The sequence below is a fragment of the Embleya scabrispora DSM 41855 genome (assembly GCF_000372745.1).
Lineage (GTDB): Bacteria > Actinomycetota > Actinomycetes > Streptomycetales > Streptomycetaceae > Embleya > Embleya scabrispora.
The window spans coordinates 15,217-40,461 of sequence record NZ_KB889730.1 but is presented as its reverse complement, the minus strand read 5'-3'; the positions used below and the strand labels follow the sequence as shown (position 1 = coordinate 40,461).

The following is a 25,245-nucleotide window of genomic DNA, read 5'->3' as shown; positions in this document are numbered from 1 at the left end:
CCACAACCTCCGGGCGACGCGCCGGCCGGACCCGAAACGGCCCGACCGGCGACGTCGTGCCCGGGCTCAGCCCCGGTCGAGTTCGCTGACCTCCAGCTCGCCCTGCGCGTACTGACGCCGGATCACCTTCTTGTCGAACTTGCCCACGCTGGTCTTGGGCACGGCGGGAATCAGGCTCCACCGCTCGGGCACCTGCCAGCGGGCCACCTTGCCCGCGAGATAGTCGCGCAGCTGCTCGACCGTGGTCGTGGCGCCCTCGCGCAGCACGATCGTGGCCAACGGGCGCTCGCCCCACTTGTCGTCGGGCACACCCACCACGGCCGCCTCGGCCACGTCATCGTGGCCCATCAGGGTGTTCTCCAAGTCGACCGACGAGATCCACTCGCCGCCCGACTTGATCACGTCCTTGGCCCGGTCGGTCAGCCGCAGGAAGCCGTCGGGGGTGATCGTGCCGACGTCGCCGGTACACAACCACCCGTCCTGGAACCGGCCGCCGCCACTGGCGTCCACCGAGCCTTCGTCGCCGATGTAGCCACCCGCGATCCACGGCCCGCGCACCAGCAGTTCGCCGACCGACTCGCCGTCGAGCGGGACGTCGGCACCGTCCGGGCCGACCAGCCGGGCCTGCACCGAGGCGGGCAGACGACCCTGCGAGATCCGGTACGAGAACGCCTCGTCGCCGGTCACCCCGGCCGGCGGTCGGGCCACCGAACCCAGCGGTGAGGTCTCGGTCATCCCCCACGCGTGCACGATGCGCACGCCGTGCCGCTCCTCGAACGCTCGCATCAGGCCGGGCGGGCAGGCCGAGCCGCCCACCACGACCTCCTTGAGCGAGGACACGTCGGTCTTGTGCACGTCCAGGTAGTCCAGGAGCCCGGTCCAGATGGTCGGCACGGCGGCGCCGAACGTCGGCTTCTCCGCGGCGATCATCGTGGCCAGTGGCTCCGACTGGAGGAACCGGTCGGGCATCAGGATCGAGGCGCCGCACAACATCGCCGCGTACGGCAGCCCCCACGCGTTGACGTGGAACATCGGCACCACCGCCAGCACCAGGTCCGACGTGCCCAGGCCGAAAGCCTCCATCGAGCACACCTGCATGCTGTGCAGGTAGGTCGACCGGTGGCTGTACACGACGCCCTTGGGGTTGCCCGTGGTGCCGGACGTGTAACACATCGCGGCGCCCTGTCGCTCGTCGATGTCCTCGGCCCAGTCGAACTCGGTCGGCCGACCGGCGAGCAGGTCGTCGTAGCGGTGGATGCGCTTGCCGGAATCGGCGAGCGGGCCCAGATCGGTGTCGGCGCCGGTGACCACGATGTGTTCGATGGTCTTCAGGTGGGTCAGCAGCGGGGCGGCCAGTGCGGCCAGCGAGCCGTCCAGGATCAGCACCCGGTCGTCGGCGTGGTTCGCGATGTAGATCAACTGCTCCGGAGGCAGGCGCAGGTTGAGCGTGTGCAGCACCGCGCCCATCGACGGGATCGCGAGGTAGCACTCCAGGTGCTCCTGGTTGTTCCACAAGAACGTGGCGACCCGCTCGTCGCCGGTGATCCCGAGCTCACGCAGGCCGTGGGCGAGTTGCGCGGACCGGCGACCGACCTCGGCGTAGGTGGCCCGCCTGGGTGCGCCGCCGGTCCAGGTCACCACCTCCGAACCGCCGTGCACCGTGGTGCCGTGTCGCATGATGCGAGCGATCGTCAAGGGCACGTCCTGCATCGTGCTCAGCACTGTGTGGCCTCCCTGCATTCGCCGGACCGGGACCGGTCGAGATGAGGGGATTCTTTCTCGCCGATCGGGTGCTTGTCAGCCCCCGGAGCCTTCGCTGTCGCGCCCGTCGAGCGCCCGCCCACGCGCCCGTGACGGTCCGCCGTGCGCCCGTACGGGTGAACCAGGCGTGGCGCTCGGCCGAGCGGACCGGCCGAGCGGAAGAATGCGACGGTGTCCTGTTGATCCGGATGACGCATCGTTTTCGGCATAACGCCGCGAGCATTCGGTAGTTCCCGCTTTTCCGCCCTTTGGAGGGAGATCGGCGAACCCTCGACTTCCCGTTGGAAGGCGCCCCATGTACCCGTTGGAGGTGCGACCCGAACCGCACCGGCCGTACGACGTCGTGTTACCGGACGCGCTCGGCCATCCCGCGCTGGGCTTCCGGGACGGCTACTGGTTCCGACTCGATCGGGACGGACCGCCGCGTCCGCTGTGCGCGCGCACCGCGATCATCGGACATCCGGAGTCCGCCGGGCCTATCGTGCAGGTCATGTGTTGGTGGATGCGCGAACACCACGACCACCCCCAGGCGATGGACCTCGCCACCGAACTGGCGCTGACCGTCGGCGAGATGAGTCGTCGGCTGCACGCCCAGGGGCCGGCGGCATGGTGAGGCGTTGCGGTTCGGTGCGGATACGGCGGGTGCCGTGCGGCCCTCGGGTGCCGGCGGTCCGGGTGCGTACCTGTGCGATTCCTCGCTGCCGGAGCGGCTCTCGGCGTCGGTGCGAATGACCCGGACGTCGCGTGGGCGGGACCCGGGTCGTATCCGGGTGGTCCGCCCGTTCGGGTGACCCGCGCGGGTGAGGCACGGGTCGCCCATTGCCACCGGGTCGGCTACGAGGGTGACGCGATCTTGCCGAGCAGGTCGACGATGCGCTGCTGTACGTCCTCGCGCGTCGAACGCTCGGCCAGGAACAGCACGGTCTCGCCGGTCTGCAGCCGGTGCAGGTCGTGTTCGACCAGGTCGAGCGTGGTGTAGACGACGATCGGCGTGGAGTGCAGACGCGCGTTGTTGCGCAGCCAGTCGACCACGCCCATCCGGCGCCGACGCACCAGCATCAGGTCGAGCACCACGAGATTGGGCTCGACGCTGGACGCCTTGGACACCGCCTCGCTCTCCGAGGCCGCGTGCACCACGTCCATGCCACGCCGTTCCAAGGACGCGGTGAACGCCGTCGCGATGTCCGGATTGCCCTCCACCAGGAGTACGCGCGACGCGTGCCCGGCGCTGTCCGCGGGTGCGAGCGAACGCAGCAGCACGGCCGGGTCGGCACCGAACGCCGCGTCCCGGGTCGCCTGCATCAACCCGGCGGTGACCAGCACCGGGATCTGCGCGGCGGTCGCGGCGGTGCGCAGCGACTGGAGTGCGGTACGGGTGATCGGGCCGGTCAACGGGTCCACGAACAGCGCGGCCGGCTGCACCGGGACACTCGCGTCGACCTCCTCGCGCGAACGCACCAGCAGCGGACTCCAGCCGCGCGCGGTCAGCGCGCCCGCCGTCGCGGTGTCCGGCTCGGGCCAGACCAGCAACCGGCGCGGCTGTCCGTCCGGCGCGGGCGTGACCATGGTCGGCAGGTCGGCCCCGGACATCGCCTCGACGTCACCGGGCGGCCCGTCCGGGAAGCCGGGCCGCCGGACCCGGACCGGAACCGGCTGATCCGGCGCGGCCGGGATCGGCGGCAACAACTCGGTGGGCATGTCGGCGGCGGCGGGTCGGCCCGGCCGATCCTGCACGCTGGTGCTGCGTCCCGAACCGTCCGACGCGCGGTTCTGCGCCGGGATCGGCGCCGGTGGCGTGGACAACCGGCGACGCGCCTGCGCGCCCTGCGGGGTGTGCGCGCCGTTCAGTCGCCCACCGGCCGCGGGTGCCTGGGCGGGCGGGGCGGCGGGTCGTTGCGGCAGCGCCGCCGGCTCGGCCCGCTCGACCTCGGAACCACCGTGGTGGGCGACCCCGCGGTGCGAACCGGAGGGTCCGGCGGCGGACTCGCCGGCGTCGTGTGCGTCGCGCGAGGGCCGACCGCGACGCGAGCGCGGCGGGTAGACCGCCTCGAACGCGCCGCTGTTGTTGCGCGCGGCCTCCTCGGCCTCGTCGTATGTGTCGGCGTCCGGCCGCTCGTGCTGCCCCTCGGCGGAACCCGCGGGCACCAGCGGCACCGGCGCGACCGTGCCGGGCGGCAACGCGAACGGTCCCTGCGGCGCGGCGGCCACCGAACCGGGCGGCGGCGGCGCGGGCACCGGCGGCGTGGAGGAACCGACCGGCTCCAGACGGGCCCGCGGCGGCTGCGCACCGCGTCCGCGCACGGCGAGTTCGACCCCGCTGCCCGGCGCGGGCCGCGCGTCGGGGGCGCCCTTCGCCCGCGCGGCGCCCGGACGTGCCTTCGAATCGGCGTCGGCCCCGCTCTCGGACTCGGCCGCGTCGGCGTCGGTCGCGTCGTCCGGCTTCGGGTCGGTCGCCTCGATCGGCGCGTTCTCGTCCTCGTCGGTCGACGTCGCGTCGGCCTCGGCCTTGGTCTTCGCGTCCTCGGCCTTGGCGTCCGTGCCCGTCTTGGCGGCCTTGTCGGCCTTGCCGTTCCTGCCGTTCTTGTCGGCGGTCGGGTCCGGTCGGCCGGTCTGGCGGGCCCGGCGGCCCTTGGCCGCGCGGTGTTCGCCGGAACTCTCGACCTGTTCGGCGGCCTCCGCGTCGGCGGGCAACTCGACCACGTACGTGCTGCCTCGGCCGGGCATGGTGTGCGACTCGACGGTGCCGCCGTGCGCCTCGACGACCGCGCGCGCGAGCGGGACCCGCACCGCGCTGCCTCGGCTCTCCGGACCACGCACCTCGATCCGGGCGACGTTGCCACGCTGGGCGGCCGCGACCACGACGGTGGATCCCTCGGGGCCGGCCGCGACGACGTCCGCGAGCAGGTGCCCCAGGGCCCGGGTCATCGCGTCCACGTCCACCCGCACGCCGACCGGGGACGCGTTGACCGCGAACTCCACCCCCGCGCCGCGCGCGAGGTAGGTCACGGTCTCCATGGCCCGATCCACGAGATCGTCCACCGTGGTCGGCACCCGCTCCGGCTCGGTCGCCGCGTCGGCGTCCTCGGGCTCGGCCGCCTCGGTGTCGGCGGCCTGGTGCGCGAGTACCTCGCCCGCGAGTTCCTCCAGGCTCTCCAACTCGCCCGCGACCTGACGCACCATGCGACGGGCGCCGTGGCCGACCTCACCGGCCGCGCCGTCGGCCACCTTCTTCAGCCGACCGCGCACCGCCGCGAGCCGGCCCAGTATCTCGGCGTCGACCAACTCGGCGAGCTGGGCCCGCCGTTCGCCGAGCAGTTTTTCCCGTCCGGTGTCGCTGAAGGTCATCACGGCGCCGACCACGGCGCCGCCGAGCAGGATCGGCGCGGTGATCATGTCCACCGTCACGTAGCCCTCGTCGCCGCGCCACAACACCTGGTCGTGCAACCGCTGCCGGCGTCCGTTGCCCAGGGTCACCAGCGGCGGGCACTCCTGCGCGGGCAGCGGTGTGCCGTCGGCCCGGGCGTGCATGAGCAGTTCGTGCACGCTCTTCCCGCCGAGGTCGCTCGCGCGATGGCGCAGGATCCGGGCGGCGGCCGGGTTGGCCAGCACGATGTCGCCCTCGGCGTCGATGCCGATGATGCCCTCGCAGGCCGCGCGCAGGATCATCTCGGTCTGCCGCTGCTGACGTGCCAGTTCGGCCTCGACGTCGACCTTGCCGGTCAGGTCGCGCACGACGATCATCAGCAACTCGTCGTCGTACCCGGCGGGCAGGTTCGCGCTGGTCACCTCGACCGGGAAGACGCCGCCGTCGGTACGGTGCGCGGACATCCGGGTCGGCTTGGTCCGGGTGTCGCGCGAGTCGCCGGCCCGGACGGAACCCGGGATGCGCCGATGGTCGAACGAGGGCAGCAGGTCCAGGAGACCGCGCCCGACCACGGGAGTGCCCGGCGCCTCCAGAACCTCCAGTGCCATGGCGTTCGCGTTGACGACGGTGCCGTTGCGATTCACCAGCAGGAGAGCATCCGGCAGGGCGTCGAGTATGGCTGCGAGGCGAGCAGCGCCTCGGGATGGCCTGCTGCTCACGAAGCGCGTACCTCCTCCGGTCCTCGGACTGCGCGACGGCCATCTTGCCCGTCGCCGCCGGGGCATGTCACGACCGACTATCCCATTGTTTTTGCAGTCACGTTGACGAGCCTAGTAATCTGTTCCTCGTCGGCAAACACCGATGGAGGCTTCGCCTAGTCCGGTCTATGGCGCCGCACTGCTAATGCGGTTTGGGTTCATCCCCATCCCGGGTTCAAATCCCGGAGCCTCCGCTTCCCGAACAGCCCGTCTGGTCCCACCAGGCGGGCTGTTTCGCGCTCATGACGATGACGTTTCGGTGAGCGCACGACGACCCGGCGTCACAACGCGGGGCGTGATGTCCGGTATGCGACTATTTGCCGGAGCCACCGCTCGATGCCCCGTCCTCCTCTGGCGACAACCTCCGACAGCGCGCCGTCGATCCGAACCGGGCGGCCCGCGCGCCCCGACCGGATGCCCCCGATTTCCCTGCCGGGCCGACATGTCCGAAAAGGCCATTTCAGCTCACAGCGAACGAGCCGGGTCGACTTCGCGCGCGTCGCCGCCCCCGCCGGTCGGGGTCACCCGGGCCACCCCGACCCGGCGCCGCCGGCCGCCGCCGGGTCCGGATCCACCCCACCCGACCAACCTCGCCGAGCCGCCCGCCGACACCCCGCCGGGCCCCTCGGCGCCCGGCCCGCGATCACCCGCTCGGCCGCCGAGCACCCGCGAAATGACGGCGCTTGATCACTGATTGCCCGAGTTTGACGCACCCTCGAACAATGGATTTCACCCCCGGCCGGCGAGCATGTATTGTTGACCTCGGTCAAAGCGACCAAGCGCTCGTAGCTCAACGGATAGAGCATCTGACTACGGATCAGAAGGTTGCAGGTTCGAATCCTGCCGAGCGCACACGCAGGCGAGAGGCCCTTTCCGGGATAACCGGAAAGGGCCTCTTCCGTACCCGCTGTAGCAGTGGATGTGACGACCGCCCGGCCGGTCGTGTCACGGGTGAACGGCAACTCGGTGCTTCGGCGCCGTCGTACGTGGCCGGTCGGGAAGACAGCGGTCGCGGATGCCGGCCACCGCGACGACGCCCCGACCGTCGACACCATCGCCTTGATCACGGGCGTGTCCCCGGAGCAGGTCCGGATGATCCCGCGGCAGGTCGCCGGGCACGCCACCGAACCGGTCCGAATGGCTGAAAGACCGTTCGATACCCGGACGGCGGGGCACCCGTTCCTTCTTGGTACATGTTCTCCAGGGAGGCCGGATTGCCCGCCAGCCATGCCGCAACCGGGTCGCGCCTGGGAGTGCTGCGGACCAAACCCGTGGATGCCATCCTCGCGGAAAGCTCCGGTGGGGAGGGCGAGGAGGGACCCGGGCTGCGGCGCACCATGGGGTTGCTCGAACTGACCTTCTTCAGTGTCGGCGCGACCCTGGGCACCGGCATCTTCGTCATCCTGGGCGAGGCGGTGCCCAAGGCCGGTCCCGCCGTGGTGATCTCGTTCGTGCTCGCGGCGGTCACCGCGCTGTTCTCGGCGCTGTCCTACGCCGAACTGGCCGGGAGCATCCCGGTGTCCGGGTCGTCCTACTCCTACGCGTACGCCACGCTCGGCGAAGGCATCGCGTGGGTGTGCGGGTGGTGCCTCCTGCTGGAGTACGGCGTGTCGATCTCCGCCGTGGCGGTCGGCTGGGGGCAGTACGTCAACGAACTGCTCGACTCCGCGTTCGGGGTGAGTCTGCCCGAAGCGATCAGCCAACCACCGGGCGAAGGCGGCACGTTCAACATCCCGGCCGTGATCGTCGTACTGCTCGCGGTGATCCTGCTCGTGCGCGGTGTCTCGGAGAGTGCCGTGGCCAACACGATCATGGTCTTCATCAAGCTGCTCACCCTCGCGTTCTTCTGCGCCATCGCGTTCACCGCGTTCGAGGACGGCAACCTGTCCCCGTTCGCACCGTTCGGCGTGGCCGGGATCAGCGCCGGCGCGTCCCAGGTGTTCTTCTCCTACATCGGCTTCGACGCCGCCTCCACGGCCGGCGAGGAGGCCAAGAACCCGCGCCGGGACCTGCCGTTGGCCATCCTGATCTCGCTCGCGATCGTCACCGTCGTCTACGTCGCGGTCGCCCTCGCCGCGCTCGGCGCGCTGCCCTGGCAGCAGTTCGAGGGCAGCGAGGCGACGCTGGCGAAGATCGTCACCGATGTCACCGGCGGCTCGTGGGCGTCCACGATCCTGTCCGCGGGCGCGATCATCTCGATCGCCAGCGTCGTGCTGACGGTGCTGTACGGGCAGACCCGGATCCTGTTCGCGATGTCCCGGGACGGCCTGATCCCGCCCATCTTCGCGAAGGTCAGCCGGCGCACCCAGAGCCCGGTGGCGAACACGCTGATCACCGGCGCGTGGGTGGCCGTGCTCGCCGCGCTGGTCCCGCTCGGCCGACTCACCGAAGCGACCAGCATCGGCACCCTGTTCGCGTTCGCGCTGGTCAACGTCGGGGTGATGGTGCTCCGCCGGACCCGACCGGATCTTCAGCGCGGCTTCACCGCCCCCTTCTTCCCGATCACCCCGATCCTGGGTGTCGGCTTCTGCATCTACCTGATGGCCCGGCTCTCCGGGACCACATGGCAGGTCTTCCTGGTCTGGATGGCGGTCGGCGTGGCGATCTACTTCCTGTACGGCTACCGGCACTCGCGCTGGCGTCTCGAGGGCGCCGCGGGTGCCGAGGTGGGCCGGTGAGCGGCGACGGCGCGCGGATGCGGATCGTGGTGGGCTGCCGGCCGGAACCGCGCGCCCGGGACGCGCTGGTGTTGGGCATGCTGCTCGCCCGGCAACTGGGCGCGGAGGTCGTGCTCGCGCACGTCCGCCCGCCCGCACTGCCCGGTGCCGGGGTCGGCTCCGTGGACGCGGAGTGGCGCGCGTTCCTGCGCGAGGAGAGCGATCGGCTGCTGGACGACGCGCAGGCCCGACTTGGCGAATGGGCACCGGAGTTGCCGGTGGAGCGGGCGATCGACGACCACCTGGGCAGCGGGCGGGGGCTGATCCGGATCGCCGAGCGACACCGCGCCGCACTCGTGGTGATCGGCCCGGCGCCGGGCGGACGGACCGCGCGCGTGGCCGTCGGCAGCACCGCCGATCAGCTCCTGCACGGCTCACCCGTGCCGGTGGCGCTGGCCCCGCGCGGCTTCGCCGACCACCCGCCGCCCGGCATCGCCCGCTGCACGATCGCCTACCAGCGTGAGCCGCACCCGAGCGGAGTGCTCACCTGCGGCGTGGAGTTCGCCCGCCGGCTGCACACGGATGTACGGCTGCTCACACTGGTGTTGCGACCGGTGCGGCTGTACTCCGGCAGACAGCACCAGGCCGCCGAACACCAGGTGCTGCGCGCCGCGCGCGAGCAGGCCCGGCAGGACCTCGCGGCGGCGATGACCGAGATCGAGGTGCCGGCCGACGGGGAGACCGCCGAGGGCGACGACGTCCGCACCGCGCTGGACACCGTCACCTGGGCGGACGATCTGCTGATCTGCGCGTCCAGCAGGATCGGCCCGATCAAACGGGTCTTCGTCGGAGACGCCTCGCACAAGATCGTCCGCAACGCCCGCGTCCCGGTCATGGTTCTGCCACGCGGCGTCCGCGCCGACCTCTGGGACGTCTCCTGACCCACCGCCGACCACCCGCCGACCCGCCTCGATCCGTGACCGGCGGCCCACCCGGGCCTGCCGCACTCGATCCGCCGAGATCCCCGAGATCCGCCGACACCCCGTCAGGCCGCCGGTACCGCCGTGACCGATGCCGCCGGTTCGGCGACCACGTCACCCGCCCATCGCGACGGCTCCGCGGCCACGTCACGCCACCACGGTTCGACCGCGGCGCCGTCCACCAGTGCCGGCTCGAACAGCGCACCGGGCCGCGGGATCACCAGGTCCGTGCCCAGCGCCCGGGCTGCCGCCACCGACCGCTCGGCCGGCTCCTCCCACGCGTGCGGCGCCAGGTCGAACGTGCCCCAGTGGATGGGCAACATCAATCCGCCGCCGAGATCCGCATGGGCCTGGACCGCGCCCTCCGGGTGCAGGTGCACCTCCGGCCACGCCTCCGCGTACGCGCCGGCCTGAATCATCGTCAGATCGAACGGCCCGTGCTCGCGCCCGATCTGTGCGAAGCCCGGGAAGTAGCCGCTGTCCCCGCTGTGGAACACCCGGTGCCCGGGCCCGGCGACCACCCACGACGCCCACAGCACGGTGCCGAGCACTCGTGCGCCGCGATTGCAGTAGTGCCGGGCCGGCGTCGCGGTGAAGGTCAGCCCGGCGACCTTGCCCGCCTCGTGCCAGTCCAACTCGGTGATCCGGTCCGCGGCGATGCCCCACCGCTCCAGGTGCGCGCCGATGCCCAGCGGCACCACGAACGCCGCATCGCCCCTGCCCAGCGCTCGGATGGTGGCCATGTCGAGGTGGTCGTAGTGGTCGTGCGAGACGACCACGACGTCCGGGTCGGGCAGATCCGCGAAGCGCACCGGCACCGCGTGCATCCGAGCCGGGCCGAACGCCGCGGACGGCGAGCAGCGAGTGCTCCAGACCGGGTCGAACAACACCCGTACGCCGTCCATTTCGACCAGCGCCGTCGCGTGCCCGAGCCAGCAGGCGCGCAGCCCGGTCAGCGGCGCCCGGGCGAAGTCCAACGCGGACGCGGTGACCAGCGGAATCGCGCCGGCCGGCCGACGCAGCCCGGCCGCGGCCTTTTGCGCGCGCAACAACTTGCCGACCGCGCCGGGGCTGCCTCGACGGGTCGGCACGGGATTTTGGAACGCACCGTCGCGAAAGTGCGGGGATCTGCGGATGCGCGCCAGCCGCTCACCGGCGGGTCTGGCGCCGAAGGCCGCAGGAGCCAAGGACGTGTTGAAGTGCCCGGCCACATGGACTCCTCGGGCAAGCGGGGCCTTCGGCCGACCGTACTGGGGCCGGACCGGCGACCGGTGATCGGGATGAGTGGAGATTAACCCGGCCTCGGAGGCTGAAACGTCGTCCCCGGGGAGGGGCTCCACCCCCACCACTCCTCCGCCCGGAGTAGGGGACGGCCGGACGAGGGGGCACTTTGCCCGACAACGGACCCTCGGTCCCGGATTGCGCCGTGCGAGTGAGTGAGACCGCACCGAACCGGCCCGCCGGCTGTCGGCTCGCGTGAGTAGGGTCTTGCCCATCGCCACGGGGGATGACGGCGCATCAGTCCCCTTGTACGGCACGGTTCCCCGCCCCGCCGCGAGTCTCGCGGCGGACCTCCACGACCGCGAGGCCCGCAGCCGCGCCGGCAGCACCCACAGCATGCACACCACAGCCACCACAGTCACCGCATCCCGAACAGAGCAGCGGAGCCGAGGAGTCGTCATGTCCGAGACCCGTACCTATCTTGAGCTGTCCGAAGAAGGCGACGGCGCGCACAAGTACTACGAGGTCGTCGTCGACGGCGTCGACGTCACGGTCACGTACGGGCGGATCGGGGCCAAGGGCCAGACGAGTTCGGCCACCCACGCGAGTCCGGAGAAGGCCCAGGCGGACGCGAAGAAGAAGGTCGCCGCGAAGCTGCGCAAGGGCTACGAACCGGCCGTCCAGGGCGTGCGCCAGCCGCGCTCGATCACCCGTCGCGAGATCGTGTCCCGGCCGACCACGGCCCGCAACTCGGCGCCCGTGCTGTGGCGCTACCGCACCGGCTCCTCGGCGTTCGGCATCTTCGTGGACGCCGAGCGGGTGCTGGTCGGCAACCAGCGCGGCGACGTGTGGTTCCTCGACCACAACGGCGAGGTGACCGGCCGCTACCAGCTGCCCAACGGCGTCAAGTGCATCGTCGCGGACGACTCGTGGATCTACGCCGGTTGCGACAACGGCAACGTGTACGACGTCGGCGGCAAGGCCCCGCGCGTGGCCTACGAGATCACCGACAACATCGACATCTACTGGCTCGACATCCACGACGGCGTGTTGGGCGTGTCCGACTCCAACGGCGGCTGCACCACCATCGACCACGAGGACGAGTCGTTGTGGGCCGCGGCGACCAACGGCACCGGCGCCTGGATGGTGCGCTGCGACGAGAACGCGATCTACCACGGACACAGCGCCGGTGTGCAGGCGTTCGCCGCCGCCGACGGCAAGGAGCTGTGGCGGGTCAAGACGAGGGGCAGCGTGCTCTTCGGCTGGCAGGAGAAGGACGACGTGTACGCGGGCACCTCCGGCAACAAGGTGCACCGGATCGCGAAGTCGGACGGCACGATCCGCACCACCTACGACTGCGACGCGTCGGTGTTCTCCTGCGCGACCGCCGAGAACGGCAAGTACGTGTTCGCCGGCGACAGTTCCTCGACGGTGTACTGCTTCGCCGAGGACGGCAAGCGGCTGTGGAAGCTGGGCACCACGTGCGGCTCGGCCTACTCGATGCAATACCGCGACGAGCGGCTGTACATCGTCACCACCGACGGCTCGCTGGCCTGCATCGACGTGAGCGAGGCGGCCATCGAGGCGGCCCAGAGCGGCACCGTCCCGCAGGTGCGCGACGTCAAGGCGGCCACGATCGAGGCCGTGGTGCCGACCACCGAGGTGGCCACCACCACCGACGCGGGCACCGGTGTCGTGGTCGAATGCGTCGACCAGGGCGGCGGCCGGCTGCGGGTGCACGTGGTCACGGCGGGCTACGAGAACGGCTGGAACGTGCAGTTCCCGAAGAACGTGCGGGTCGCCGGTGCGCGCTACGTGGTGGACGCGGTGCATCCGGCCGAACGCGGCGGCTTCTACCGCGTGCGCGGCGAGATCCGCCGGTTGGTCTGAGCCGCACGCGGCCGGCGCGGCGAACGCGCGGACCGGAACGCCGAAGGGCGGCGCCCCCGAGTGGGGGCGCCGCCCTTCGGCGTGGTCGAACCGGCGGACAGGACGATCAGGGCTGCTTGTGCTCGGCCGGCTCACGCTGCTCGGCGGCCCACCCGGTGAGCGGCGGAGTCGCGTCCCCGGCCTTGCGCTTGGCCAGCGCCGCGACCCGCTGCTCGTGCCGGGCGCCGAACAGCTGGGGCAGCGTGGGCGTGGTCAGGAAGCCCTCGGCCCGAGCCGCCGCGATGCCGATCCGGGGCAGCTCGCTGGCCTTGCGGAAGCAGATGTAGCGCGGCTCCCAGATCGGCCGGTACTTCTCGTTGGCCCGGTACAGCGACTCGATCTGCCACCAGCGCGAGAAGAACACCAGGACGGTGCGCCACAGCCGCAGCACCGGACCCGCGCCGAGCTTGTTGCCGCGCTCGAAGACCGAGCGGAACATCGCGAAGTTGAGCGAGATCCGCTCGATGTCGATCGCCGAGGACTGCTCGGGAGCGGCCTCGGCCTCCGGCTCCGGCGCCCGGCCCTTCCCCTTGCCCTTGGCGGGCTTGGCGTTGGCCGCGGCGAACGCCTTCGCGCCCTCTATCACGTCGAGCACCATGAACTCGATCAGACCGTTGTCCGAGTCCCGGTCACGGCGCATCAGGTCGAGCGAGACGCCCTTGCACCCCCACGGCACGAAGCTGAGCACCGCGCGCAGCCGGCCCTCGCCGTCCATGCACTCGACCATCAGGCAGCGCCCGTCGTCGGGGTCGCCCAGCCGACCCAGCGCCATCGAGAAGCCGCGCTCGGTCTGCCCGTCCCGCCAGTGGTCGGCGAGGTCGAGCAGCTCGCGCATCTCGCCCTCGGGAATGTCCTCGTGGCGGCGCACCCGAGTGGTGTACCCGGCCCGCTTGACCCGGTTGTACGCCTGCCGGACACCGCGCATCGCGCGGCCCTCCAGGCTGAACTCGGCCACCTCGACGATCGCCTCGTCGCCCAACTCCAGCGCGTCCAGGCCGTGCCGGGCGAAGATCGTGCCGGCTTCCTCGCTGGCGCCCATCACGGCCGGCACCCACGCGCGGTCCTCGGCCTCGGCCAGCCAGCGGTCGATCGCGCCGGGCCATGCCTCGGGGTCGCCGATCGGGTCGCCGGACGCGAGCGAGACGCCGCCCACGACCCGGTAGGCGACGGCGGCCTTGCCGCTCGGCGACCACATGACCGCCTTGTCCCGACGCAGCGCGAAGTAGCCCAGCGAGTCGCGCTCGCCCTGCTTGTCGAGCAGTTCGCGCAGCAGCACCTCGTCGTCGGGGGTGAGCAGTTCGCGGCCCTTGGGCGCGCGGAACAGCACGAACAGCACCAGCAGGAACAGCGCCACGCCCGCCACGTTGATCACGATGTCGACCCAGCGCGGCACCGACACCGAGCCCAGGTCGCTGTCCGGCGCCAGGGTGAAGATGCGCAGCACCGCGTACAGGATCCGGTCGCCCATGCTCGACGTGGAGATCCGGTCGGTGGCGTTGACCAGGGTCGAGCCCAGGACCACGCCGACCACCGCGCCGCCCGCCAGCACCAGGCCGGCCTTGAGCACGTTGCCCCGGTCACCCTTGGCGCCGAACTCGGCGAAGCTCAGCAGCAGCGCGACGCAGATCAGCAGGGTGATGATCGTCGAGGACCAGTTGAACGGGTGTTGGCGCAGGTCGTCGAACCACAGCGCCCAGATGTACACGGCGGTGGAGGGGACCAGCAGGATCGCGGTGAACGCCCAGGCGGCGCGCTTGCGTCGGCCGAGCATGATGGCGAGGAACGCGGCGAGCGCTGCCGACGTGAAACCGGACGTGACCAGGAACGGGGTGTAGTACTCGCCGGTGTCGTGGTGGCGTACCCGGTCGCGCAGCGGGACCGAGATCGCCGACACGAGGTCGAGCGCCGCCACGATCCGCAGGTACCAGATCAACACCCCCGCCGAGATCCCGCGCACGCGCTCGGCGGCCGGGGTGCCGGTGCCGTTCTTGTTGTGGCCGTTCGCGGCGGCCCGCGTCGTGGCAGACACCGTGCTCCTCGATTGTGGGGTGGTGGAAGGGTCTCCTGTGTCTTATGTCCAGGATTGCGACTCTTCGTAACGCTCGCACAACAGCGTAGACATGCACCAAGTCATTTGGATGCGCACGTCGGCTCTTTGTACGTCATCCCACGGAGGGATACCCGATCGTTTGCTACTCCCAATGGTGGAGGAGCCCGGTTCGGACATACGGCGGGGCCGGTGCGGCATCAATGGACACGCCGCACCGGCCCCGCCGGTTTCACTGGAATTTCGGCCGAATGAATCAGCCGCCCAGCGGGAGTCCGCCGAGGGAGGGCGCGGCGGGCAGGGACGGCGCCGCGGGGAGGCCGCCACTGGCGAGCTGCCCGGCGGCGGGAGCCGCCTGCCCGACCGTCTGGCCGGCGGCGGGGGCGGCCACGGCGGCGGTCTCGCCGACCGTCCTGTTCGCGTTGACGGCGGTGGTACCGGCCGTCCGACCTGCGGTCTTCGAGGCCACGGGGAGGGTCTTCGCGGCCGTCCCGGCCGCCACGTCGCCCGCGCTCTCGGAGGCTGCGGGGACGTCGGCGAGGCCGCCGACGTCCGGCTGGGTCAGCGCGCCGAGGCCACCCGTGGGCAGGTCCACCGCGTGCGCGGCCGACGCGCCGATGATCGGGGCGGCGCCCGCGGCGATGAGCAGCGCGGCCTGGGCTACGCGGCGCGAGATGTGCGTCATGGTGCTCCTCGTGGTGTCACTGGAGGTCGGGCCCCTCCGGCACCGACCACAGTGACTACCGCTCGAAGCACGATCGAGATGCGGGCGCTGTTGGCAAAGTATTGGTAATGGCCAGGAGTATTGTCACTATTTGTGACTGACCGGCTGTTTGTCGGGATCATCGCGAGGATCGGGATCACCCTGGTTTGACTCCAGCGAACGAGTGATCGTCACCGACTCGCCGGCCCCGGGTGGCACCGTTGTGTTAGCCGCCTCGGCGACCCCGACACCGGACTCGCCGGTCGACACCGGGACGGGCTCGGCGGGCGGCTCGACCGAGAAGGCCGAGCGTCCGGTGAGCGTGTATTGGACCGCGAAGCCGAGGGTGACCACCGCGGCGCCGCCGACCGCGTCCATGATCCAGTGGTTGGCGGTGCCCATCACCACCAGCGTGGTGGACAGCGGATAGAGCAGGCCCAGCCAGCGCCAACCCTTGGGTGCGATGGCCAGGATCATCAGGCCGCACCACAACGACCAGCCGACGTGCAGCGAGGGCATCGCCGCGTACTGGTTGGAGATCTTGGTGAGTGCGCCGAAGTCCGGATTGTTCAGGTCCTGCACGCCGTGCACGGTGTCGATGTAGTCGTAGCCGGGCATCAGCCGCGGCGGCGCGAGCGGGTAGAGCCAGAAGCCGACCAGGCCGGTGATCGTGGCCACGCTCAGCACGGTGCGGGCCGAGCGGTACGCGGCGGGCTTGCGCACGTACAGGATCGCCAGGATGGTCAGCGGCACGATGAAGTGGAACGTCTCGTAGAAGAAGTTCATGCCGTTCTCCAGCCAGCCGATCCTCGCCACGAAGTGGTTCAGACTCCGCTCGACGTCGACGTGCAGGAACTTCTCCAGGTCGATGATCTGCTGCCCGTGCGTCTCGGCGACCCGGCGCTGGTCGGGCACCGACGCCCGGATGAACGAGTAGACCTGGTAGCCGACCCGGATCATCAGCAGTTCGAGCAGCAGATTGGGCCGGGACAGCGGACGCCAGCCGAACGGCAGCGCCGGGACCCAGGAGAACCGGCTCCGCGTGGCGGCTCCCTGCGGCATCGGCTGCGGGGTCCACTTGACCGACGCCTTGGTGATGAACGGCACCGCGCACGCCGAGGCGATCGCGAGCAGCAGTGGCCCGTTGTCGGCGATCACCCGGACGGCGGACAACTTGCCCCAGATCAGCGTCTTGCTGTCGAACGTCATGATCATGAAGACCGCGACGGGCCACACCATGCGGTCGGTCTGCCGGGCGCCGAGACGACCGGCGGCGGCGAGCAGGATCCACAACTGCTGGTGCTGCCAGGACACCGGGGCCACCGCGACCATGACACAGCCGGCCAGCGCGACGCCGAGCAGGGCCTGCCCGTCCCTGGCGTAGGCCACCGCGCGCGGCATGCCGAACCACAACACCGCCGCGGACAGCAGCACCACGAGCCCGATCTCCAGCGGCCCCGAGAGCCCGATCCGCAACAGCAGGCCGTGCAGCGACTGGTTGGACAGCGCGTCGGCGTCGCCGCCCAGACCCGCACCCGCGACGTGGTGCACCCAGTACGTGAACGAGTCGCGCGGCATCGTGATCCAGGCCAGCGCGGTACAGCCCAGGAAGGTGGCGACCGTGTTCGCGGCCGCCCGCTGTTTGCCGGTCATCCACAGGTAGCCGGCGAACAGCAGCATGGCCGGGTGCAACGCGGCGCCGACACCCGCGGCGAACGAGGCGAGCCTGCCCGGAGCGGGTCGGAGCATCGCGGGCAGCACGAGCAGCACCGGGAGCAGGCTCATCTGGCCCAGCGAGAGGTTGCCTCGGACCGGCAGCGACAACACCAGGAGGCTGATGATCAGCGGGGCCGCGAGCAGTCGGGCACGACGTGTGCGAAACGCCGGGAGGGCGTACGTGACCAGCACTCCGATCGCGGCCACGATCAGCAGCGTCACGATCGTCCAGGCGACGCCCAACGCGTTCTCCGCCGCCTTGGTGAGTGGGCGCAGCACCCAACCCGCGAACGGCGTGCCGCTGAACGTGGTGCCGCGCGAGTCGGTGTCGTAGAGCGACCCGGGCAGGTGCAGGACGCCCTCGGGGCCGAGCCAGGCGTCCAGATCCGGCAGCCTGCGGTCATGGGGTCGGTCGAGTACCTCGTTGGCCTGTCGGACGGCGACGCATGCGGCGAGCAGCCACAGACCCACCAGGGCCAGGGAGAGCCTGGTCCTTCGTATGTCCAGCAGCCGGCGAACACCTGCCCTCACCATGTGCGACTTCTCCCGTTTTTCCGTGTCTTGTCGCCCGATGGCCCTCGATCCGTGGCGAGGCCACCCGGTTGCCACGCTCCGGACACCTTGTCACCGCCCGAGCGGGACCGAAAGCGGAGGGGTCCTCGCGGAACCCGCGCCGTACGCTCGGGGGCGGCATGGAACACATCGCCGAATCGACGAGGGGCGAGAAACAACAATGGTGCCGCAGGACGCGTCGACGCGGACGCACGAGTCCCCCGAGGGGCTCATATCCGTTTCCTTCCGCCAAGCCGAATCAACCGACATCCCTGCCCTGGTGGAGCTGATCGAGTCCGCCTATCGCGGCGACGAGAGCCGACGGGGCTGGACCACCGAAGCGCACCTCCTGGAGGGGCAACGCACCGACGTCGAGGGCGTCGCGGCGGTGGTCGATGGGGCCGACAGTGTGATGTGGATCGCCGAGCGCGACGGTGTGCCGCTGGGTTGTTGTCAGTTGGAGCACCGCGCGGACTCGGTCGTCTACTTCGGGATGTTCGCGATCCGACCGGGCCGGCAGGGCGGCGGCCTGGGCCGTTCGCTGTTGGGCGAGGCCGAGCGGGTCGCGGTGGAGCGGTGGGGCGCCAAGCGCATGCAGATGACCGTCATACGCCAGCGCGAGGAGCTGATCGCCTGGTACGAGCGGCGTGGCTTCGCCCGCACCGGCGTGTTGTCCCCCTTCCCGTACGGCAACGAACGCTTCGGCAGGCCGCTGCGCGACGATCTGGAGTTCGAACTGCTGACCAAGGACCTGAGCTGACCGAGGACTTGGCCGACCGAGGGTCCGTGCCGACCGAGGGCGCGGGCGGGTGACGCACCGTTCCGGGCGTCCGGCGACAGGGTCGGAAACGGTCGTTCCGTGCCGGTTCGGTTCGGGATTCCCCTCGATTCGGTGATCACTTTGCCTGGACTTCGGTAGACCGACACCTGGGCATCCCGATCGTGACAGCATGGGTGTTCGGGGATATTTCGGCCCCGGCACCGGTCGCTTGGGGGAGTCGAAGCCGTGTCGCACCACGAACCGCCATCGCCCTATCCGCAACAACCGGGGCAGCCGCCCCCGCCCGCACAGCGCGGCGGCCGGCGCGGCAACCCGTTGATCACGCTGGTGATCGCGCTCGTGGTGGTGGCGGCCGTGGTGACCGTGATCATCCTGATCGCCCGCGGCGACGACGGCGGCGACAGCCCGAGCAAGACCCCCGTGACCCGGGCACCCCAACAGCCGGGTCTGCCCTCGGGGTTGTTGCCGTCCGGACTGATCCCCTCGGGGCTGGACATCCCCTCCGGCCTGCTGCCGGACCTCGGCTAGGACCGCCGAGAACCGGTCGACCTTCCCGGTCGACGTTTCCGGTCCCGGCACCGGGACCCGCCTCCGGACACGAATTGCCCCGGACACGACCCGGGGCCGCCCGCGCGGGCGACCGTGCCCGGCGCGGGGTTGTCCGCGTTGGGGCACTCGGGTGATTCGTCGGCCTGCCGCCGGTCGGGTCGCCCGATTCCGGGCGTTCACTGCCTACTGTCGGCTGGCATGGCCAAGCTGATGATCGGATCGTCCGTCCTGTTCCTGCTCGCCGGCGTTGTGGGTGCCGGGCTGGTCGTGGTGCCGGCCGCACCCGCCATGGCGGTCGAGGACCGGATCTGGGATCGGATCGCGGACTGCGAGAGCAGTGGTCGCTGGGACATGAACACCGGGAACGGCTACTACGGCGGGCTGCAGATCATGCCGAGCACCTGGAACGAGGCGGGCGGGCAGGAGTACGCCACCCGCCCGGATCGGGCCACCCGCCGGGAACAGATCACCGTCGCCGAGAAGATCCTGCGGACGCAGGGCTGGGAGGCGTGGCCGCAGTGTGCCCGACAGGCCGGGCTGCTCGGGGCCACCTACACGGTCAAGGCGGGCGACACCCTGTCCTCGATCGCTCGCGACCTGGGCGTGATCGGCGGGTGGCGGGCGCTGTACGCGGCGAACAGCGATGTGATCGGCCCGGATCCGGACCGACTGTTGCCGGGCACTCTCCTGGACGTGCCGAGGGCCGCTCACAGGAGCGGCCCTCGATTGATGCGGATCATCCGATGATCGGTGCTCACGACTGGGATCGAACCAGTGACTTCCTCGGTGTGAACGAGGCGCTCTCCCGCTGAGCTACGCGAGCCTGCGTAGGTTTCGTGCACATCCTAACCAGTAGTGCGTGAGTGGGTCGCCCCCTCCCCGTGACGGGGCGGCCCGCTCGTACCCACCGCCCTTCGGCGGAGTCTCCACAGTGCCGCCGAACGCCGGTCCGGTTCAACCGGTTTTCCGCTGCCCGGCCGGGCGCGCAGCGCCACCAGCAGACCGCAGACGCCGAACACCAGCGTGAGCGGCGGCGCGGGCCGGCGCAACAATCCGATCAGGTCCACGTCGGCGGAGAACCCGTACCGATGGGCGGCCGCCAGGCACAGGATCGCGCCGGCCACCGCGCAGACCGCGCAGGCGGCGAGAGCAGTCGGGGCCGACCGGCTCCGGTCGGTGGGGCGAACTGTCACGGCGACTCCCGGACGGATGTGCAGCGTTTCCTCCAGCCTGGCCAAACGACCGCCCGCGAACCAGGTAGGTGCCTGGCGGATAGGGGGTGGGGCCAGCCCCACCCTTGCCGGACCGGACCGAAACCGCCGCCCTGTCGGTGTCGTATGCCTATCCTGGGCTGCCCGTGTGACCGCCGACCGGAGGCGCCCCGCTCGATGAAGCTGCTGCACGCCGCCGACCTGCACATCGACAGCCCACTGCGGGGACTCTCCGGCTACGAGGGAGCGCCCGCGACCCGGATCCGCGGCGCGGCCCGCGACGCGGTGGTCAACCTGGTGGACCTGGCCCTGGCCGAGGCGGTCGACGCGGTGCTGCTCGCGGGCGACATCTACGACGGCGACTGGAAGGACTACCACACGGGATTGTTCTTCACCGTGCAGATGCGCCGCCTGGCCGAGGCGGACATCCCGGTCCTGCTGGTCGCGGGCAACCACGACGCGGACAGCCGGATCACCCGCGAGTTGCGCCTGCCCGCCAACGTGCACAGGTTCTCCACCGTGCGGCCCGAGACCATCGCGTTCGAGGACCTGGGACTGGCCGTGCACGGCCAGGGCTTCGCCGTCCGGGACGTGACCGACAACCTCGCGGTGAGCTACCCGGCGCCGCGCGGCGGGATGTTCAACGTCGGACTGCTGCACACCGCGCTGACCGGCGCCGAAGGCCACGCGAACTACGCCCCGTGCAGCGTCGGCGACCTGGTCTCGCGCGGCTACGACTACTGGGCACTCGGCCACGTGCACACGCGCGAGGTGGTGCACGAGGCCGAGCCGTGGATCGTCTTCCCGGGCAACGTGCAGGGCCGGCACGCCCGCGAGACCGGCCCCAAGGGCGCGACGCTGATCACCGTGGACGGCGACCGGGGCCGGGCCGTGATCGAGCACCGCGACCTGGATGTGGTGCGTTGGGCGCGGCTGGACGTGGACGCGACGGAGGCGACCGGAATCGAGGACGTGCTGGATTCGGTCCGCCGGCACCTGGCCGAGGAGCGGTCCGCGGCCGGCGACCGGTTGCTGGCCACCCGGGTCCGGATCGTCGGCGCCAGCGACGCACACGAGGCGTTGTGGCGGGACGAACGCCGGTTCGTGTTCGAAACCCGCGCCCTGGCCGCCGAGTTCTCCGGGGTGTGGCTGGAAAAGGTCCGCCTGGAGACCCGGCATCGCGATTTGGGCGACGCGGGCGTCGAGTTGCCCGCGCTGGTGGAGGACCTGGCGCGCACCGCCAGGATGCTGCGCGCCGATCCCACCGCACTGGAACAGTTGGTCCGGGCCGTGCCGGGGCTGCGCACGCTCGACGCCAAGGTGGCCGAGGAGGGTATCGCGCCCGCGGACCCGGCCTGGCGCGCGGACATCTTCGATCAGGCGGTCGACCTGCTCACCGCGCTGGTCACCGGGACCGACGGGGAGTCCGGATGAGAATCGATCGGCTCGACCTGATCGCGTTCGGCTGCTTCACCGACCGGCACATCGAGCTCGGCGCGCCGGGCGTGCACGTGATCTGCGGCCCGAACGAGGCCGGCAAGTCCACCGTGCGGCACGCCCTGGACCAACTCCTGTACGGGATGGACCGGCAGACCTCGTACGACTTCGTGCACGCGATGCGCGATCTCAGGCTCGGCGCGCTGGTCCGTGACGAGCACGGGGGCGTGCTGGACGTGGTGCGGCACAAGCGGGACAAGAACCCGCTCACCCGCGCGGACGGCACGGTGCTCGCCGAGACCGAGCTGACCCGGGTGCTCGCGGGTGTGGGCCGGGACGACTTCCGGCACGTGTTCGCGCTGGACCACGCCGGGCTGCGCGAGGGCGGGGCCGAACTGCTCCGGGGCGAGGGCGACATCGGGCGGGCGCTGTTCGAATCGCGCTCCTCGGCCCGGCTCGGCGAGGTGCTGACCCGCCTGGAGGAGCGCGCCGACGAGCTGTACAAGACGCGCGGAAAGAACCAGCGGATCAACGCCGGGCTGACCGAGCTGAGCCGGCTGCGCAAGCGGGTCCAGGACGACGGCCTGGCGCCCTCGGTGTTCGGCGAGGCGGTCAAGGAGGCCGGGCGCGCCGAGGAGGAGCGCGACCGGCTCGGCCGCGACCGCAGCGACGCGCGCGCCGCGGCGAACCGGCTGGATCGCATACGGCAGGCGCTTCCGGTACTGGCCCGCAGGAGCGCGCTGGACGCCGAGCGGGCCGCGTTGCTCGCCGAGGGCCCACCGGTCGCCGCCGACCTCGCGGCCGAACTCGCCGCGTTGGACGAGCGGGCCCGCGAGGCGGCGGGGGAGGCCGCCCGGGCCGCGCGGGATCTCGCCGAGGCCCGCCGAGAGTCGGCCGAGGTGGTGCTGGACCGGGCGTTGTCGGCGCACGCCGCCGAGGTGGACGCGCTGCACGCGGACGTCGCAGCCGTTCGCGACGCGGTCGACCTGGCCGCCGACGCCGACGCCGAGGCCTCGCAGACCCGGGCGGGCGCCGCCGAACTGCTGTCCCGGGTGCGCCCGGACCGCGCCCTCGACGACCCGACCGCGTACGACGTGCCGGCCGGCGTGGGCGAACGGGTGACCGAGCTGCGCGACCGGCTCAAGATGTGCGAGGCCCGGCTCACCGGCGCCGCCGAGCAGGTCGCCCATCGTCGCGCCCGGCTGGAGGCGGCCCGGGCGACCCGCGACCTGATTCCCGAGCCCGGCGACCCGGCCGCGTTGCGCGCGCTGCGTCGGGCGGTGCCGGGCGGCCTGATCGAGGACATCGCCCGCGACGAGCAGCGGGCGGCCGAGCTCGAACGCGAAGCGGACGATCTGCGCGCCCGGCACGGTCTGCACGACCCGGCCCTGTTCGCCGACGACCGGGCGGCGCGGCTGCGGCTGCCCGGCCGGGAGTGGGTCGCCGAGCACGTGGAGCAGACGACTCGGGTCCTGGACGAACTGCACACGATCACCAAGGCCCAGGACGCGGCGGTGGCCGAGCACGACGCGCGGTGCCGCGAGTTGGCCCGGCTCTCGCCGGCCGATCCGCCGCCCACGTCGGGCGACTGGGCCGCCGCCCGCACCGAGCGCGATCTGCTGTGGACGCGGATATGCGCGAGTCCGCCGCTGACCGACGACCGGATCGACGCGTTCGAGCAGGCGGTTCGGGCCGCGGACGAGATCGCCGAGCGGATCGCCCGCCGGGCCGAGGACGCGGTCCGGCGCGGCCGACTCCTGGTGGACCTCGACCACGACGAACGCACGCTGGCCCGACTGGCCGAGCGGCGGCAGGAGGCGATCGAGCGTCGGGACGAGCTCGCGAAGCGGTGGACGCGGGCGTGGGCCGCCGCCGGCCTGCCCGCGCCGGATCCGCACGACGCCGCCGCGTTGCTGGACGCGATCCGGGACCTGGCCCGGGTCGAGGTCGAGGCGCGCACGGCGCGGGCCCGATCGGCCGCCGGCCGCGAGCGAGTCGACGAATTGGTGACCGCCTTTCGCACCGCGCTGGCCGAGTCCGGCGCACCGACCACGACGAGCACCCTGGCCGCGCTGATCGAACAGGCGGACGCCCGCCGCGACGCGCTCGCCGACGCGGCGCGGGTGCGCGAGAGCGCGCTCGCGGCCGTGCGCGAGGCCGAGGCCGAACTCGCCGAGGCGGGCGCGGAGTCGGATCGGGCCCGGGACGAGCGTGCCGCGTGGGAGCAGCGCTGGTACGACCTGGTGCACGGCTTGGACCTGCCCGAGGGCGACCCCGACACGGTCGCCGCCGCCGTGGGCACGCTGGCCAAGGTGGCGGCGTCGGTCGGCCACGCGGCCGAGGCGGAGCTGCGTCGGGTCCGCGCGGCCGACCGGGTGGCCGGCTTCGGTGCGCGTGTGGCCGAGGTGTTCGCCGGCTGCGGGCGCCCGGTGCCGACCGAGGTCGACGGCCGGCCGCCGTTCGCGGCGGTGCTCGCGCTGCACGAGGAGCTCGTCCGGGCCCGCAATGCCGAACAGGCCCGCGATCGGCTTGCCGAGCGGATCGCCCGGCTGGAGCGGACGGTCGCGGCCGGGCGGGAGGCCGTCGAGCACATCGCGGGCGCACTCGCCGCGCTGGTCGCCAAGGCCGGCGCCGCCGACACCGACGAACTGCGCCGCGCGGTGGGGCGATCCGCACGGCTGCGGGAGATCGAGCGGGCACTGGCCGAGCATCGCGAGCTGTTGTCGCCGGAGGTCGAACAGGAGGCCGCGCGCTACGCGCCCGAGGAACTCGACGTGGAGATCGAGGACGCGGCGCGCCGCGTCGAGGAGGCCGAGGCGGCGTACGCCGCGGCGGGCGAGGCACTGGGCCGGCGCCGGCAGATCGTGCTGGACATGGAACGCGAGTCGACGGCTGCCGCCCGGGCGCAGGAGGAGGCGGCCGGCACGGTCGCGGCGATCGCCGAGGACACCGAGGAGTTCGTCCGGCTGCGGCTGGCCCGCGAGGTGCTGCTGCGCTGCATGGAGGACTACCGCAAACAGAACCAGGCTCCGGTGCTGGCCCGGGCGGAGGAGGTCTTCACCGCGCTCACCGCGGGGCGCTTCGATCGGCTGCTCGTGGAGACCGACGGCCGCAAGGGTGCCCCGGTGCTGCGCGCGCGCCGCGCCGGCGGCTCCTCGTCCGCCCCCGCGCACGGCTTCGACGCCGCTTTCACGGCCGCGTCGATCGGTGTGGACGAGATGAGCGAGGGCACCCGCGACCAGCTCTATCTGGCGCTGCGGCTGGCCTCGTTGGACGCGTACGCGGACGCCGGCCGGGCGATGCCGATAGTGCTCGACGACATCGCGATGACCTTCGACGACGGGCGCACGCGGGCGATGCTCACGGTGCTGGACGCGATGGCCGACCGGTTCCAGGTGGTGCTGTTCACCCACCACCCGCACCTGGGCCGGCTCGCCGTGGACACGCTCGCGCCGGGCCGCGCCCACGTGCACGAACTGCCGGTGTACGTGGCCGGGTCGGCGGCGGGCGAGCCACCGGTGGGGTGAGCCGGAGGGCGCGCCGATCGAGTGTGGCGGTGAGCGGGGTGCCGGGCGGGCG

16 protein-coding genes and 3 tRNA genes are annotated in these 25,245 nt (G+C 71.9%); 11 read left to right on the top strand and 8 right to left on the bottom strand.

Annotated elements, in window-relative coordinates:
• Positions 1-66: 66 nt before the first annotated feature.
• A complete protein-coding gene (locus A3IC_RS0147160; RefSeq protein ID WP_026219562.1) occupies positions 67-1,722 on the bottom strand; it encodes a long-chain fatty acid--CoA ligase in 1,656 nt (551 codons plus the stop codon).
• Positions 1,723-2,056: 334 nt separating this feature from the next.
• Here A3IC_RS0147160 and A3IC_RS0147155 point away from each other — a divergent pair, with 334 nt between their 5' ends.
• On the top strand, positions 2,057-2,374 hold the full coding sequence (locus tag A3IC_RS0147155) for a hypothetical protein (RefSeq protein ID WP_020557027.1): 318 nt from the start codon (positions 2,057-2,059) through the stop codon (positions 2,372-2,374).
• Between the two features lie 221 nt (positions 2,375-2,595).
• Here the strand turns inward: A3IC_RS0147155 and A3IC_RS0147150 are convergent, their stop codons facing one another.
• Complete coding sequence (locus A3IC_RS0147150) at positions 2,596-5,844, bottom strand: PAS domain-containing protein (RefSeq protein ID WP_026219561.1); 3,249 nt, start codon at positions 5,842-5,844, stop codon at positions 2,596-2,598.
• 144 nt (positions 5,845-5,988) lie between these two features.
• Between A3IC_RS0147150 and A3IC_RS0147145 the strand changes: the two genes are divergently transcribed.
• From A3IC_RS0147145 to A3IC_RS0147130, 4 genes are all read left to right on the top strand, one after another.
• A tRNA-Ser gene (locus A3IC_RS0147145) sits at positions 5,989-6,077 on the top strand.
• 585 nt (positions 6,078-6,662) lie between these two features.
• Positions 6,663-6,735: transfer RNA gene (locus tag A3IC_RS0147140), tRNA-Arg, on the top strand.
• A 341-nt stretch (positions 6,736-7,076) separates the two neighbouring features.
• Positions 7,077-8,561 (top strand): amino acid permease, encoded by a 1,485-nt coding sequence (locus tag A3IC_RS0147135; protein WP_040878614.1) that lies wholly within the window; start codon positions 7,077-7,079, stop codon positions 8,559-8,561.
• On the top strand, positions 8,558-9,481 hold the full coding sequence (locus A3IC_RS0147130; RefSeq protein ID WP_020557024.1) for a universal stress protein: 924 nt from the start codon (positions 8,558-8,560) through the stop codon (positions 9,479-9,481). Before A3IC_RS0147135 ends, A3IC_RS0147130 begins: the two co-directional genes overlap by 4 nt.
• 104 nt (positions 9,482-9,585) lie before the next feature.
• Here the strand turns inward: A3IC_RS0147130 and A3IC_RS0147125 are convergent, their stop codons facing one another.
• Positions 9,586-10,731, bottom strand: coding sequence for an MBL fold metallo-hydrolase (locus A3IC_RS0147125; protein WP_020557023.1), 1,146 nt, complete (start codon positions 10,729-10,731; stop codon positions 9,586-9,588).
• Between the two features lie 469 nt (positions 10,732-11,200).
• Here A3IC_RS0147125 and A3IC_RS0147120 point away from each other — a divergent pair, with 469 nt between their 5' ends.
• The gene (locus A3IC_RS0147120; protein ID WP_020557022.1) at positions 11,201-12,631 is read left to right on the top strand and encodes a WGR domain-containing protein; all 1,431 of its coding nucleotides are present in this window, start codon (positions 11,201-11,203) and stop codon (positions 12,629-12,631) included.
• A 106-nt stretch (positions 12,632-12,737) separates the two neighbouring features.
• Here A3IC_RS0147120 and A3IC_RS0147115 read toward each other — a convergent pair whose 3' ends face one another.
• The 3 genes from A3IC_RS0147115 to A3IC_RS60750 all read right to left on the bottom strand — a co-directional run bounded on the left by A3IC_RS0147115 (position 12,738) and on the right by A3IC_RS60750 (position 17,670).
• Complete coding sequence (locus tag A3IC_RS0147115) at positions 12,738-14,699, bottom strand: phosphatidylglycerol lysyltransferase domain-containing protein (RefSeq protein WP_020557021.1); 1,962 nt, start codon at positions 14,697-14,699, stop codon at positions 12,738-12,740.
• Between the two features lie 274 nt (positions 14,700-14,973).
• Positions 14,974-15,402 (bottom strand): hypothetical protein, encoded by a 429-nt coding sequence (locus tag A3IC_RS0147110; RefSeq protein WP_020557020.1) that lies wholly within the window; start codon positions 15,400-15,402, stop codon positions 14,974-14,976.
• Positions 15,403-15,528: 126 nt separating this feature from the next.
• Complete coding sequence (locus A3IC_RS60750) at positions 15,529-17,670, bottom strand: bifunctional glycosyltransferase 87/phosphatase PAP2 family protein (protein WP_106669227.1); 2,142 nt, start codon at positions 17,668-17,670, stop codon at positions 15,529-15,531.
• A gap of 199 nt (positions 17,671-17,869) precedes the next feature.
• Here A3IC_RS60750 and A3IC_RS0147100 point away from each other — a divergent pair, with 199 nt between their 5' ends.
• The 3 genes from A3IC_RS0147100 (at position 17,870) to A3IC_RS72825 (ending at position 19,765) form a co-directional block, all read left to right on the top strand.
• The gene (locus tag A3IC_RS0147100) at positions 17,870-18,448 is read left to right on the top strand and encodes a GNAT family N-acetyltransferase (RefSeq protein ID WP_020557018.1); all 579 of its coding nucleotides are present in this window, start codon (positions 17,870-17,872) and stop codon (positions 18,446-18,448) included.
• Positions 18,449-18,694: 246 nt separating this feature from the next.
• Positions 18,695-18,997, top strand: coding sequence for a hypothetical protein (locus A3IC_RS0147095; protein WP_020557017.1), 303 nt, complete (start codon positions 18,695-18,697; stop codon positions 18,995-18,997).
• A 219-nt stretch (positions 18,998-19,216) separates the two neighbouring features.
• Positions 19,217-19,765 carry a LysM peptidoglycan-binding domain-containing protein gene (locus A3IC_RS72825; protein ID WP_020557016.1) on the top strand — a complete coding sequence of 183 codons (549 nt, stop codon included), beginning with the start codon at positions 19,217-19,219 and terminating at the stop codon, positions 19,763-19,765.
• A 4-nt stretch (positions 19,766-19,769) separates the two neighbouring features.
• Here the strand turns inward: A3IC_RS72825 and A3IC_RS0147085 are convergent.
• Both A3IC_RS0147085 and A3IC_RS69485 read right to left on the bottom strand, forming a co-directional pair.
• A tRNA-Val gene (locus A3IC_RS0147085) sits at positions 19,770-19,841 on the bottom strand.
• A 22-nt stretch (positions 19,842-19,863) separates the two neighbouring features.
• Positions 19,864-20,211, bottom strand: a complete 348-nt coding sequence (locus tag A3IC_RS69485; RefSeq protein WP_158696383.1) for a hypothetical protein — start codon at positions 20,209-20,211, stop codon at positions 19,864-19,866.
• 195 nt (positions 20,212-20,406) lie between these two features.
• Here A3IC_RS69485 and A3IC_RS0147080 point away from each other — a divergent pair, with 195 nt between their 5' ends.
• The gene (locus A3IC_RS0147080) at positions 20,407-21,663 is read left to right on the top strand and encodes a metallophosphoesterase family protein (protein ID WP_020557014.1); all 1,257 of its coding nucleotides are present in this window, start codon (positions 20,407-20,409) and stop codon (positions 21,661-21,663) included.
• Positions 21,660-25,193, top strand: coding sequence for a YhaN family protein (locus A3IC_RS0147075; RefSeq protein WP_020557013.1), 3,534 nt, complete (start codon positions 21,660-21,662; stop codon positions 25,191-25,193). The genes A3IC_RS0147080 and A3IC_RS0147075 overlap by 4 nt, the downstream gene beginning before the upstream one ends.
• The last annotated feature ends 52 nt before the right edge of the window (positions 25,194-25,245 follow it).